Here is a 12,813-nt window from a genome sequence, read left to right as displayed (position 1 = left end):
CTGCCTGAGCCGCGCAATGCGGGGAAAGCGCATGGCGATGCCGGACTTGTGGCGCGTCGAGCGGTTGATGCCCTCGAAGGCGACCTCCAGTACGAAACCGAAGCCGGGCTCCGCCCGGACCGCCCGCACCGGGCCGAAGCGGTCGACCGTGTTGTTGCGCACGAAGCGGTCGAGCACCTCGAGTTCGGCATCGGTGAAGCCGAAATAGGCCTTGCCGACCGGCACCAGCATCTCCTCGCCCGGCGCCCCGGCCCAGACGCCGAAGGTGAAGTCGGAATAGTAGCTCGACCGCTTGCCGTGGCCGCGTTGCGCATACATCATCACGGTATCGACCGTGTAGGGGTCACGTTTCCACTTGAACCACGGGCCCTTGAGGCGACCGGCCTGGTAGGGGCTGTCGAGGCGCTTGATCATCACGCCCTCGATCACCGGATCGGGCGGTGCCGCGCGCAGCCGGTCGAGTTCGTCCCAGGAGCCGAAGGGCACGAGCGGCGAGAGGTCGAAGCGGTCGTGCGGCGCCCGCTCGACAAGGGCGGCGAGCCGTTCGCGGCGGAGGGAAAACCCTTCCGGACGCACATCCGTGTCGCGGTCGAACAGCACGTCGTAGGCACGCACGAAGACGGGATAGTCCTGAAGCATCTTCGCGGTCACCGTCTTGCGGTTGAGGCGCTGCTGGAGGTCCGAAAAGGTGCGCGTCGCGCTGTTCGACCGCGCCGTGCCGCCGACGAGCAGCTCGCCGTCGACGACGCCCTCGAAGCTCATCGCCCCGACGATGTCCGGGAAGGCGGCGGAGATGTCGTCGCCGGAGCGGGAATACATCCGCCGCGTCGCCCCCGCGGCGGAAAGCTGCACGCGGATGCCGTCCCATTTCCACTCGGCGGCAAAGTTCTCCGGGTCGAGCGCCTCGAGGTCGCCCTCGCCGACCGGATTGGCGAGCATGACAGAGTGGAAGATCGCCGGGGTCGCGAGCACCGGCCGCTCGGCGCTGCCCTCCAGCCAGGCGAAGAGCGGTTCGTAGGGCGGCGCGAGGCCGTGCCACAGCGTCTCGATCTCGGTTACCGCCATGCCGGAGAATTCGGCGAGCGCCTGCTTCGCAAGGCGTGCCGAAACGCCGATGCGCAGGCCGCCCGTCACGAGCTTGAGGAAGGCGAAGCGCGACGAGGGGTCGAGCCGGTCCAAGAGCTCGCGGACCGCCGCGCGCACCTCCAACCGGCCGAGCCCGTTCATGCGCTCGACCACGGTGCCGAGGCGCGGCTGGGCGCCGTCCGGCGTCTCGTCCTTCCGCTCCCGGTCCCAGACGAGCGCGATCGTCTCGGCGAGATCGCCGACATAGTCGTAGGAATAGCGGAAGAGCACCTCGTCCAGACGCTCCAGAACGAGTTCGCGCAGCATGGCGGGCTTGACGCTCTTCAGGTCGAGCGTGCCGGCAATGGCGGCAAGCCCGTAGCCGCGGTCGGGATCGGGCGTGTCGCGGAAATAGTCGGCGAGCAGCTTCAGCTTGCCGTTGCGGGACGGCGTCAGCACGAGGCGGTCGAGAAGGGTGGCGAAGGCCTTCATGGCAGGTCAGTCCCCCTCGTCCTCGTAGCCGACGAGGTGGAGCGGGCGGGCGGCGATACCGGCAAGCTCGCACCAGCGCACCAGCGCCTCCTCGCGGCCGTGCGTCACCCAGACCTCCTGCGGCGCCAGCTCGCGGATCGTCTCGGTCAGCTCCGGCCAGTCGCAATGATCGGAAATGACGAGCGGCAGCTCGACGCCGCCCTGCCTGGCGCACTGGCGCACCATCATCCAGCCGGAGGCAAAGGCGACGAGCGGCTCGCTGAACCGCCGCGCCCAGCGCTCGCCGAAGGCCGACGGCGGACCGACGATCACGGCACCGCGGAAATCCGTAGCATCGCCCTTTTCCAGCGTCGCGGGCCGGAGTTCGCCGAGATCGATGCCGCGGCTGACGTAGTAGTCGCAGAGCCTTGCGAGCGAGCCGTGGATATGGACCGGTTCCCGGTAGCCGCAGTCCCGCAGCAGCCGGATGACGCGCTGCGCCTTGCCGAGCGAATAGGCGCCGAGCATGTGGCTGCGCTCCGGGAACTGGCGGAGCGAGGTCAAGAGCTTCATCATCTCGGCCTTCGGGGCGGGATGGTGGAAGACGGGCAGGCCGAAGGTCGCCTCGGTGATGAAGACGTCGCAGGCGACCGGCTCGTAGGGCGCGCAGGTCGGGTCGGCGCCGCGCTTGTAGTCGCCCGAGACGCAGAAGCGCGTGCCACCCGTCTCGATCGCGATCTGCGCCGAGCCGAGCACGTGCCCGGCCGGGTGGAAGGAGACCTTCGCGCCGCCGATGTCGATCGTCTCGCCGAGGGCGGCGGCCTGCGACGTGCCGCAGAAATCCGGGCCATAGCGGATCGCCATGATGTCGAGCGTCTCGCGCGTCGCCAGCACCCGGCCGTGGCCGGCACGGGCATGGTCGGAATGGCCATGGGTGACGAGCGCGCGGGCGACGGGGCGCACGGGATCGACATAAAAATCACCCGCCGGGCAATAGAGGCCGGCAGGCGCCGGATGGAGGAGCTGGTCTGGCTTCATGAGGAGGAAGATAGCGGCTTTCGCCGGCCCTGCCAGAGGCGGTTGTCGCGACGGCCGCCTTGCCTCAGGAGGCGATCGCCCTGAGCCCGGCGCGCAGGGCATCCATGTCGACCGCGGCAAACTCGGCATCGAGATCGGCATGCACGGCCGTCCAGACCGGCAGCGCATCGGCAAGCAGTGCCCCTCCCGCCTCCGTCAGCCGCAGCAGGCGGCCGCGGCGGTCGCGCGGGTCCGGTTCGACAAGGACCAGGCCGCGCCGTTCGAGCGGCTTCAGCGCCGCCGTCAGCGTCGTGCGGTCCATGGCCAGCAACGCCGCCACCGGTCCCATCGGCGGCGGCTCCGGGCGGTTCAGCGACATGAGCAGCGAGAACTGGCCGTTGGTGAGCCGGAAGGGCCGGAAGGCCTCGTCGAAGCGGCGGGAAAGCGCGCGTGCCGCGCGCTGCGCATGCAGGCACAGGCAGCAGTCCCGTACGGTGAGCGTCGTCTCGAAAGGAATCAGCGGCTGTTTTGACATCGTTAATTAGTGTTGATACCAACGTAATAAAGTCAAGACGGCGGAACGTCCCGGTGCCTCGGCGCGTTGGGCGCAAATCACGACAAGCGCGGGAGGATCGCATGAAGATGGAGGAACCACGGACCGAGCACCATTGGCTGGAGCGCCTGGTCGGCGACTGGGCGGAATCGCCGGCAGCCGTCGAGGCGGCGCCGGAGGCCAGCGTCTGGGCGGAGACGGTGCGCTCGATGGGCGGCTTCTGGGTCGTGCTCGAAGGCAAGGGCCAGATGCCCGGCGGCGCCCCCGGCGAAACCCTCATGACGATCGGCTTCGACTCCGCCAAGGGCAAATATGTCGGCACCTGGCAGGGCTCGATGATGAACCGCCTCTGGGTCTACGAGGGCTTCCTCGACCCGACCGGCAACGTGCTGACGCTCGAATGCGACGGGCCGGATTTCGACGTCGAGGGAAAGACCGCCCGCTACCGCGATGTCATCACCTTCGTCGACGAGAACCACCGCACCTTCACCGGCCTCGTCGAGACGGAAGACGGAAGCTGGAACAAGTTCATGGAGACGCATTTCTGGCGGCGGTGAGCCGCCGCCGCTTCAGCGAACGAGGCCGGCGAGCCTGCGCGCCAATAGCCAGGAGAGCGGCGCGGCAAGAGCCAGGCCCGCTGCGAAGGCAGCCGCCAGATGCCACGGCTCCATCAGGCGCAGCGCCAGCACGGTCGTGACCGCGGCGCCCGAAAGCGCTGTCGCAACGAGAATGTAAAGAACGGCTGCGAGGCGAAACATCGTCGGTCTCCCTGATCGGCTTCTCAGGGACGATAACGCACAGCCGCCGGCCTGCATTGATCCTGCGCAATGCGCCCGGATATCCGGACGGCTCAGATGTTCGGAATCCGGAGCAGGGCCTCCACCGCCCGCGCTTCGATCGGCCGGCTCAGATAGTAGCCCTGGATCTCGTCGCATCCGGCCTCGCGCAGGAAATCGACCTGCTCGCGGGTTTCGACGCCCTCGGCGATCACCTTGAGCTGGAGCGTATGGGCGAGCGACACGATGGCGCGGGCGATCGCCGCGTCGTCCTGGTCGGCAGGCAGGTCCTGCACGAAGGACTGGTCGATCTTGAGCCGCCCGACGGGAAAGCGCTTCAGCGAACTGAGGCTCGAATAGCCGGTGCCGAAGTCGTCGATCGCCAGATGCACGCCGAGCGCCTCCAGCCGGTGCATCGTCTCCACCGCCTGCTGCACGTCCTGCATGATCAGGCTCTCGGTCAGTTCGAGTTCCAGGTAGCGTGCCTCGAGACCGCTGTCCTTCAGCGCCCTGGCGACCCGCTCCACCCAGTCCTTCTGCTGGAACTGGCGCGCCGAGACATTGACGCTGACGACGATGGGCGGCAGGCCGGCGTCCTGCCAGGCCTTGTTCTGCCGGCAGGCGGCGTTCAGCGTCCAGTCGCCGATCGGGCCGATGAGGCCGGTTTCCTCGGCCAGCGGGATGAAGCTGCCCGGCGAGACCATGCCGCGCTCCGGGTGGCGCCAGCGGATCAGCGTCTCGACGGCGAAGATGCGGCCGGTCGCAAGGTCCATCTGCGGCTGGAAGTGCAGCAGGAACTGCTTGCGCAGGATCGCCTCGCGCAGTTCCTCCTGCTGCAGCAGCTTCTCCTTCGCATGCGTCGCCATCTCGGCGGAGAAGAACTGCAGCGCGTCGCGCCCCTTCTCCTTGGCATGATACATGGCGGCGTCCGCATTGGCGAGCAGCTCCGTGGCGTTGCGCCCGTGCTCGGGATAGGTGGCGACGCCCATGCTGCAGGTCACCTGGATCGACCGACCGGCCAGCATGACGGGCTCGGCGATCGCCTGCCGGAGCGTTTCGAGTCGCGCCTCGACCGTCTCGCCGCGCCGCAGCCTGCCGCCGAGCAGCACCACGAACTCGTCACCGCCGAGACGAATGATCGTGTCGCTCGCGCGCACGCATCGCAGCATGCGCTCGGTGACGGCCTTCAGGAGCTCGTCGCCGGCATTGTGACCGAGGCTGTCGTTGACCAGCTTGAAATTGTCGAGGTCGAGGAAGGCGAGCGTCACGCCGCCGGCGCCGTCGTCGGCATTCTCGATGGCGCTTGCGACGCGCTCGGCGAGCATGCCGCGATTCGGCAGGCCGGTCAGCGTGTCGTGATGCGCCATGAACTGGATGCGGTCCTCGGCCTCCTTGCGCTCGATGGCGATACCGGCAATGTGCGTCGCCATGCCGACGAGCTTCTGGCATTCCGGGCTCGGCTTGCCGGGCGTGCACGAATAGAGCGCGAAGGAGCCGAGCACCTTGCCCTGGTAGGAGTGGATCGGCGCGGACCAGCAGGACCGGAAACCGTAGGGTTTCACGAGCTCGGTGAAGCTTTCCCAGAGAGGGTCGGTCAGGATGTCGGTGACGATGACCGGCTCGCCCCGCCACATCGCGGTGCCGCAGGAGCCGACTTTGGGGCCGATTTCAATACCGTCGATCGCCTTGCAATAGAGCGGGTCGAGATTCGGCGCCGCGCCGTGGCGGATGGTCCGGCCGTCGCCACCGAGCATCAGGATGGAGCCGATTACGCCGTGCACCTGTCCTTCGATCAGCAGGATCAGCGAGGAGAAAACGTCGACGAGCGGTGCGCCGAGCGCGATCATCTTCAGGAGATGCGCCTGGCCGACATGCAGGCTTTCCGCCTTCTTGCGCTCCGTGATGTCGCGCGCGATGCCGACGAGACCGACCACTTCGCCGGTATGGTCGCGGATCGGCAGCTTGGAGCTCAGCATCCATTTCGGGGTGCCGCGGGCATCGCGGATGAACTCCTCCATGTCGAGCATCGGATTGCCGTTGCGCATGATCTCCTGCTCGGTCTCGAAGAAGCCGCGCGCCACATGCTCGGGATGAATGTCGAAATCGGAGAGGCCCTCGAGGCTCTCGTACCCGTTCGGAAGGCTGTCGATGGAAATGGCGCGGTTCGCGACGACGAAACAGCCGTTGCGGTCCTTGAAATAGAGGTAGTCCGGCACCTCGTCGATCATCGCCTCCAGCCAGACGTTCCGGTTCGTCTGGTCGAAGGCGACGGGGAACAGGCGATGCGCCTCCTTCATCAGCCGTTCGCCGGCCGAAATCAGCCGCAGCGCCGGATCGAGGTCGTCGTCATTTGCCAGGGGGAGCCGATTTATGGACATGGACCTTCGCGCGCACCTTCCTCTCCGGACCGGCGAGCGACGCGATCCGGACTTCCCAAACACCACGACACTACACTCTAAGTAGTTATGCAAAGTTGAAGGAAACACGCGAAATGCGGTGGATCGAACTGATACACCGGCCGCCGCAAGCAACGAGAGCGGGTATTCGCCCGGCGGGAGGCCGGAATATCATCCGGGCAAGGCCCCAAAGCCCGGACAGACCTTCGCGTGCATGCGGATATGCTCAAGGAAGCTCCTCACGAGCGCCCGATCTGTGCCGATTTGGCACGGAAAATGTTGGCACGGTTCCTGCTGGTAAAGCGGCAAGGAGCTTCGCATGGTTAGCAGGCGGTTATTTCTGGCGTGTATCGGCTCGGGCGCGGCGGCGGCGGCACCCGTGCGGGCGGCCGAGCCGTCCTTCCTGACGGTCGACCTTCGCGGTGCGATCGACGCCGGCGAACACGGCGTGCGGCCGGGCGCCGGCAACCGCAAGAGCCGCGCCTTCCAGAAGCTGGTGCGCGAGGCAGCCGCGAAGAACCTGCCGGTCTTCCTGCCGCCCGGCGACTATGTCGTCTCCAACATCACCCTGCCCGACAATGCGCGCATCACCGGCGTGCCGGGCGCGACGCGCATCGTCTATGGCGGCGAGGGCCATCTCTTCGCCATCGACGCTGCGGCCCGCGTCGAATTCCGCGACATCGTCATCGACGGCCAGAAGCGCTGGCTGGCGGACGGCGTCGAGGGGCTGATCCATGCCACCGGCGTCACGACGCTCATGCTCGACAATTGCGAGATCCTCGGCGCGGCGAAATCGGCACTGCATCTGGAACGCTGCGGCGGGCGGATCGAACGCTGCCGCCTCTCCGGCGCCGGCGACTACGGGCTCTATGCGGTGGAAAGCCGCGACCTTGCCGTCACCGGCAACCAGGTCTTCGACTGCGCCAACGGCGGCATCCTGATCCATCGCTGGACCAAGGGACCGGATGGCACGGTCGTGTCGGGCAACCGCGTCGCCCGCATCGGCGCCGTCAACGGCGGCACCGGCGAATATGGCAACGGCATCAACATCTTCCGCGCCGACGGCGTGATGGTGACGAACAACCACGTCTCCGACTGCGCCTTCTCGGCGATCCGCTCCAATGCCGGCTCCAACGTGCAGATCACCGGCAATACCTGCCTCAATTCCGGCGAGACGGCGATCTATTCCGAGTTCGGCTTCGAAGGCGCGATCGTCAATTCGAACCTGATCGACGGGGCGGCAAACGGCATCCTGATCGTCAATTTCAACGAGGGCGGCAGGCTGGCGAGCGTCACCGGCAACGTCGTGCGGAACCTTCGTCTCGCCGGGCCGTATATCCACGACGGGGCCGGCTTCGGCTTCGGGATCGCCGTGGAAGCGGACACGGTCGTCTCCGGCAACACGATCGAGAATGCGCCGAAATGGGGTATGGTGCTCGGCTGGGGTCCCTACATGCGGGGTCTCGTCGTCTCCGGCAACCTGGTGCGACAGGCGCCGGTCGGTTGCGCGGTCACCGTCGTCGAGGAGGCGGGCTCCGCCCTCATTTCCGGCAACGTCTTCGAAGAGACGCCGGAAGGCGCCGTCGCGGGCTTCCGCTGGAGCGAACGGGTGACGGGCGAGCTTGCGGCCGGCGCGCCGGAATTCGCACATCTGACGATCGAGCGCAACCGCGCGGGCTGAAGGTCCGGGCACAGGAATGCACCTCCTCTTCTTGCCCGAACGGGGAGGTGCGACGTGGATGAGGGGGGACGTGCAACGCGTCACCCCTCATTCGCACGGGCGCGCACCAGATGGCCTGACACGCGACGCGTCAGGACATGTTCGCCTCGAAGCGTTCGAATGCGCGGAAAAGCAGCTTCTGGCTGCTGAGCCCGAGACGTCCAAGGGCCGGCCTCAGCTGCTTGCGGGCCGTTTCCAGCGCGATCCCCTCCCCGCCGGCGAACGTCCGCAGGCTGCGCCCGTCGAGCACCGCCTGAACGACGGCGCGCCGCGACAGCGGCTTCACGCCTCAGTGGTCTTCGTGTGCGCCCTCGCCGGCTTTCGCATCGTCGTGGCGGGCGGACGGCTTGCCGGATTCGATGTTGAATTCCACGTCGACCGTACCGGCCTTTTCGAAGGTCAGCGTCGCGGCGATCTTTTCGCCTTCCTTCAGCGGCTGCTTCAGGCCCATGAACATGATGTGCAGGCCGCCGGGCTTCAGATCCACCGTGCCGCCGGCCGGGATCTCGACGCCGCCGGCAAGCCGGCGCATCGTCATGACGTCGTTCTCGATCGTCATCTCGTGAAGCTGCACGTCATCGGAGACGGCAGGAGCCGTGACCGAAACGAGGCGGTCGGCGGCGTCGCCATGGTTGACGATGGTCAGGAAGCCGCCGCCGACGGGCTGGCCGGGCAGCGTCGCCTTCGAGGCGGGATGATCGATTTCCAGGTCGCCGATCTTGAATTCGTGGGAAAGGGCCGTGCCGGCAAAAAGCAGGGCGGCGGCAACGGCGGTCAGAATGCGTCTCATGAGATCTATCCTTTGGTTTGGCTGTCGGGAGCCCGCGGCGACCGGCGCCACGGGCGGGATTGTCAGGCGATAAGGCGGCGGAGCGGCGGCACGAAGCGCACGACCGTCAGGTCGAAGGCAATCATCGCGAGGATGGCAAGGCCCGTCAGCGGGAAGACGAGGCCGAAGACGACCGCGATCAGCCAGAGGCCGACATAGATGCGCTTTTCCCGCGGCGCCGGCGGCACGCCGATCCGGCCTTCCGGCCGGCGCTTCCACCACATGACGACGCCGGTGACGCTCATCGCGATGATCGCCAGGCAAGTGGCAAGCATCAGGAGTTGGTTGAAGAGCCCCCATTCGCGGCCCATGTGCACGTTGATGCCCCATTCGATCGCCTTGCCGGAGAAGGGATAGTCGGCAAAGGCGATGTCGACGAGGCGCGCGCCGGTATACTGGTCGATATGGAGGATGCGCTCGAATTCGAGGTCGCCGGGATAGATCGCCGCCGTATAGACCCCGGTTTCGCCGGAAGGCGGCGACAGCTCGTAACCCGGCAGCATGCCGGCGGCATTGGCGATCTCGATCGCCCGGTCGAGGCCGATCGGCGGCAGTCGGCGCTCGCCCTCCGCCGGTCCGGACGATTCCGGCACGGGCGCGTTCTCCATCAGCCAGCTCGCCTTCGGCTGGACGTCGGTGGTGACGAGCGCCGACTTCGGCACGTCGTCCCATAGCTGCGCCGGATAGCCCATGCCGTTTGCCGTCAGATAGCCGTTGACGCTCGAGCCCCAGAAGCCCGACCAGAGCAGGCCGGTGAGCGCCAGGAACAGGATGAGCACGCCGGAGACGATGCCCGTGACCGCATGCAGATCGCGCCAGAAGACCCGCCGCGCCGGGGTGCCGCGCACGCTCAGGACGCCGCCGGTCCGGCTGCGCGGCCACCAGAGATAGATGCCGGTGACGACGAGCACGACGGCAAAGCCCGCAACGATCTCGATGATGCGCTCGACGGACTTGCCGAAATAGTCGAGGCTGTGAAGATCCTCGACGACCTGGTTGAATTCCTCCGCGGCCCGAACCGTGTCGAGCACGGTGCCGCGATAGGGATCGACGAAGACGAGCCGGTCGCCACCGTCTGCCGACAGCGTGACGCGCGCCGACCGGTCGGGGCCTGGCGGCGCGCGGTAGGAGGCGAAGGAGGCGCCCGGCACGGCGGCGATCGCCTTTTCGACGATCTCGGAGGGCGCAAGCGTGTCGCCGGCCACCGTCACGTGGTTGCGGTAGCGGAAGAGGCTCGCGTCGATCTCCTCATGGAAGAGATAGAGCGCGCCGGTGACGGCGAGCGAGATCATGAAGGGCGCGACGAGGAGCCCGGCGAAGAAGTGCCACCGCCAGATCGCGCGGTAGAGGCTGATGGAGGCGGCGGACGGCGCGGCGGCGGACGCCGGCGCTTCGGACAGAGCGGACATGGAAAGCTTTCCCTGGACAGGACAAGACGGCCGCGACGCCGGTCGGCGCGCGAAGCGGATGTCAGGCCAGGAAAACGGGAGGCGCGCGCGGCGGCGCGCCGGGCTGGTAGCGGCTGTCGCCGCGGACCGCCTCGACCAGCGGACGATCGGCGACGATGCGATAGGCGAGCACCCTGCCGGTGAAATCCGCCGGCTGGGGCAGAAGCAGCGCGCCTGCGATGCGGCAGGCCTCGCAGCCGTGATTGGCGGCATGCTTCTTGCCGCCGCCGACCGCGTCGCCGACGCAGAGATCGGCGATCGTGCCGTCGGGCAGCACATAGGCGGCGAGTTCGAGCGGCGTGGCCGGCGCGGCGGCGACCGGCCTGTGGGCAAGCCCGACGAAAACGAGGGCGACCGCGCACAGCATGCGCAGGCAGATCGCCCAGGTCGTCGCCGTCAGCTTCATGGCCATCCCCGTCCGCAGGGTGCGGACCGTTTCGGCAATAGCGCCGGACGCGGCCTTCCGTCAATGCGGCAAGGCGCCGCCGGCATCACGAGAATTCATCGACGGATCAGGCGGCGACGCTACATCTTGCCGCACAGGCCGCCTATGGTGCCGGCAAACAGGAGAACCGAGCATCATGCTGACGATCTACGGCGTCTACCGTTCCCGCGCCTCGCGCACCTACTGGATGGCCGGCGAACTGGGCCTGCCCTTCGTTTCCGTGCCGGTGATCCAGGGCCGGCGGCTCGACGACCCGCTTGCACCGGACGCGCCGCTCAACACGCGCTCGCCGGATTTCCTGTCGGTCAATCCCAACGGGCTCATCCCGTGCATCGACGACGGCGGCTTCGTCATGAGCGAATCGCTGGCGATCAACCTCTATCTCGCCCGCAAGCACGGCGGACCGCTTGCGGCGCGGACGCTGACGGAAGAGGCCGAGATGCTGCAATGGACGCTCTGGGCGGCGGGCGAGGTGGAGCCGCATGCGGTCAAGATCATCCTGACCCACGACGACAAGGCGGCAGAGAGCGAACAGGGCCGGCTCGTCATCCGCGCGGCGGCCAAGGCGCTGAAGAAATGTTTTGCGCTGCTCGACGACCGGCTGGCCGCGACCGGCCATGTCGTCGCCAACCGCTTCACCGTCGCCGACCTGAACCTCGCCGAGGTGTTCCGCTACACGATGAGCCAGACCGCGCTTTTCGACGGCGCGCCGAATGTCAGGGCGTGGCTCGAGCGCTGCCAGGCGCGGCCCGCCTTCAAGGCGATGATGGAGACCCGGCTGACGGAGACGGAGTAGACGGGGTTCCCGGTCCGGCATCCGGGGCGACATCCGCGTCGAGCGCCAGTTCCGCGCGCATCCAGCGCTTGAAGACCGCGACCTTGCGCGGCTCGCGGACGACGGGCGGCGTCACGAAATAATAGTTCATGCCGGTGCGCACGCGCATGTCGAACGGCGCGACCAGACGCCCTTCCCGAAGCGCCCAGGAGGCCAGGATCGGCCAGCCGAGCAGGATGCCCTGGCCGGCGATGGCCGCATCGAGGCAGAGCGAGGCGTCGCTGAAGAGATGCCGCGTCTTCGGCGCGGGAACGTCGAGGCCGGCGCGCGCCAGCCAGACGTCCCAGGTGAAGGCCTCGTGGGCGTCGATCACCGCCGGCAGATGCTGCAGGTCCTGCGGTCCGCGCAGGCGGGCGGCAAGCGACGGCGTGCAGATCGGAAACATCTCCTGCGGCATGATGTAGTCCGCCGTCACGCCGTGCCAGGTGCCGGGACCGATGCGGATCGCCAGGTCGACGTCGGAACGGGCGAAGTCGACAAGCACCGTCGTCGCCTCGATCCTGAGCCCGATGTCCGGATGGGCGGCGGCGAAGCGGTCGATGCGGTGGATCAGCCAGCGTGAGGCGAAGATCGGCGCCACCGAGATGGTGAGGATCGCCTCGTCGCGCTCGCGGGCACTCGCGACCGCTTCCGCAAGCTGGCGGAAACCGCTGCCGAGCTTCTCAAGAAAGCCCGCACCGAATGCGGTCGGGCGCAGGCCGCGCGTCGTGCGCTCGAAGACGGCGCGGCCGAGTTGCTCCTCGGCGCGGATCACCTGCTGGCTGACGGCGCCGACGGTGACGCCGAGCTCGTCGGCCGCCTTCTGCAGCGAGCCGAGACGGCCCACCGCTTCCAGCGCGCGCAGGCCGTTCAGATGAATGCGATTCAGCTCATTCATATAGTTTTTCTATATCGTCACGCCGAACTTCTCAATTGAATTCATCGGCGGTTTCCGCAAAATCCAGGACATGATCTTCCTTTTTAACCGAACCCAGAGGCGTGGTGTTTCCTCTTGGAACGGGAGCAGGACAATGCTGCAGAAAATCTTGACCCTTCTGTCAATCCCTTCGGACGATGCCCGCGCAGATGACCGGGCGCCCTGGATCCGCGACGCGCTGATCCACCCCGACATCGCGGCAATGGACGCCCGCGCGCTCGGAGACCTGCCGCTCGGCCTCTTCCCGGCACCGCTGCCGCCCTGCAACGACAGGCCGGCGCCACTTGGCCGGGCCGCCTGACCCCTGCCCTTCCGCCCGTCCGCGGCCGGCGCTATGGTCGG

Annotated in this window: 14 protein-coding genes; 4 read left to right on the top strand and 10 right to left on the bottom strand. The window is 67.5% G+C overall.

Annotated elements, in window-relative coordinates:
* From LXM94_RS00975 to LXM94_RS00965, 3 genes are all read right to left on the bottom strand, one after another.
* A partial coding sequence (locus LXM94_RS00975; RefSeq protein WP_235769276.1) for a cisplatin damage response ATP-dependent DNA ligase occupies window positions 1-1,557 on the bottom strand: 1,557 nt, incomplete at its 3' end.
* 6 nt (window positions 1,558-1,563) lie between these two features.
* Window positions 1,564-2,574 carry a ligase-associated DNA damage response exonuclease gene (locus LXM94_RS00970; protein ID WP_235769275.1) on the bottom strand — a complete coding sequence of 337 codons (1,011 nt, stop codon included), beginning with the start codon at window positions 2,572-2,574 and terminating at the stop codon, window positions 1,564-1,566.
* Window positions 2,575-2,638: 64 nt separating this feature from the next.
* Entirely contained in the window at window positions 2,639-3,088 is a 450-nt protein-coding gene (locus LXM94_RS00965) for a MarR family winged helix-turn-helix transcriptional regulator (RefSeq protein WP_235769274.1), read from the bottom strand.
* Window positions 3,089-3,189: 101 nt separating this feature from the next.
* On the opposite strand from LXM94_RS00965, the gene LXM94_RS00960 reads away from it, so the two are divergent.
* Window positions 3,190-3,663 carry a DUF1579 domain-containing protein gene (locus tag LXM94_RS00960; protein ID WP_235769273.1) on the top strand — a complete coding sequence of 158 codons (474 nt, stop codon included), beginning with the start codon at window positions 3,190-3,192 and terminating at the stop codon, window positions 3,661-3,663.
* 12 nt (window positions 3,664-3,675) lie between these two features.
* Here the strand turns inward: LXM94_RS00960 and LXM94_RS00955 are convergent, their stop codons facing one another.
* Together LXM94_RS00955 and LXM94_RS00950 are read right to left on the bottom strand one after the other, a co-directional pair.
* Window positions 3,676-3,864 carry a hypothetical protein gene (locus LXM94_RS00955; protein ID WP_235769272.1) on the bottom strand — a complete coding sequence of 63 codons (189 nt, stop codon included), beginning with the start codon at window positions 3,862-3,864 and terminating at the stop codon, window positions 3,676-3,678.
* 92 nt (window positions 3,865-3,956) lie between these two features.
* The gene (locus LXM94_RS00950; protein WP_235769271.1) at window positions 3,957-6,260 is read right to left on the bottom strand and encodes a putative bifunctional diguanylate cyclase/phosphodiesterase; all 2,304 of its coding nucleotides are present in this window, start codon (window positions 6,258-6,260) and stop codon (window positions 3,957-3,959) included.
* A 337-nt stretch (window positions 6,261-6,597) separates the two neighbouring features.
* On the opposite strand from LXM94_RS00950, the gene LXM94_RS00945 reads away from it, so the two are divergent.
* A complete protein-coding gene (locus LXM94_RS00945; RefSeq protein WP_235769270.1) occupies window positions 6,598-7,959 on the top strand; it encodes a TIGR03808 family TAT-translocated repetitive protein in 1,362 nt (453 codons plus the stop codon).
* A 130-nt stretch (window positions 7,960-8,089) separates the two neighbouring features.
* Here LXM94_RS00945 and LXM94_RS00940 read toward each other — a convergent pair whose 3' ends face one another.
* The 4 genes from LXM94_RS00940 to LXM94_RS00925 form a co-directional block, all read right to left on the bottom strand.
* Window positions 8,090-8,284: a hypothetical protein gene (locus tag LXM94_RS00940; RefSeq protein WP_235769269.1), complete on the bottom strand. Its 195-nt coding sequence runs from the start codon at window positions 8,282-8,284 to the stop codon at window positions 8,090-8,092.
* 3 nt (window positions 8,285-8,287) lie between these two features.
* Complete coding sequence (locus LXM94_RS00935; RefSeq protein ID WP_235769268.1) at window positions 8,288-8,788, bottom strand: copper chaperone PCu(A)C; 501 nt, start codon at window positions 8,786-8,788, stop codon at window positions 8,288-8,290.
* Between the two features lie 62 nt (window positions 8,789-8,850).
* The gene (locus LXM94_RS00930) at window positions 8,851-10,227 is read right to left on the bottom strand and encodes a PepSY-associated TM helix domain-containing protein (RefSeq protein ID WP_408015571.1); all 1,377 of its coding nucleotides are present in this window, start codon (window positions 10,225-10,227) and stop codon (window positions 8,851-8,853) included.
* Between the two features lie 70 nt (window positions 10,228-10,297).
* Window positions 10,298-10,681 carry a hypothetical protein gene (locus tag LXM94_RS00925; protein WP_235769266.1) on the bottom strand — a complete coding sequence of 128 codons (384 nt, stop codon included), beginning with the start codon at window positions 10,679-10,681 and terminating at the stop codon, window positions 10,298-10,300.
* 175 nt (window positions 10,682-10,856) lie between these two features.
* Here LXM94_RS00925 and LXM94_RS00920 point away from each other — a divergent pair, with 175 nt between their 5' ends.
* A complete protein-coding gene (locus LXM94_RS00920; protein ID WP_235769265.1) occupies window positions 10,857-11,516 on the top strand; it encodes a glutathione S-transferase family protein in 660 nt (219 codons plus the stop codon).
* On the opposite strand, the gene LXM94_RS00915 is transcribed toward LXM94_RS00920, so the two are convergent.
* Window positions 11,476-12,432 (bottom strand): LysR substrate-binding domain-containing protein, encoded by a 957-nt coding sequence (locus LXM94_RS00915; protein ID WP_235769264.1) that lies wholly within the window; start codon window positions 12,430-12,432, stop codon window positions 11,476-11,478. The genes LXM94_RS00920 and LXM94_RS00915 overlap by 41 nt on opposite strands.
* Before the next feature lie 133 nt (window positions 12,433-12,565).
* On the opposite strand from LXM94_RS00915, the gene LXM94_RS00910 reads away from it, so the two are divergent.
* Window positions 12,566-12,772 (top strand): hypothetical protein, encoded by a 207-nt coding sequence (locus LXM94_RS00910; protein ID WP_235769263.1) that lies wholly within the window; start codon window positions 12,566-12,568, stop codon window positions 12,770-12,772.
* The last annotated feature ends 41 nt before the right edge of the window (window positions 12,773-12,813 follow it).

It is taken from the genome of Rhizobium alarense (assembly GCF_021555155.1).
GTDB classification, from domain to species: domain Bacteria; phylum Pseudomonadota; class Alphaproteobacteria; order Rhizobiales; family Rhizobiaceae; genus Rhizobium_D; species Rhizobium_D alarense.
This window is presented reverse-complemented; position numbering and strand designations above follow the sequence as displayed.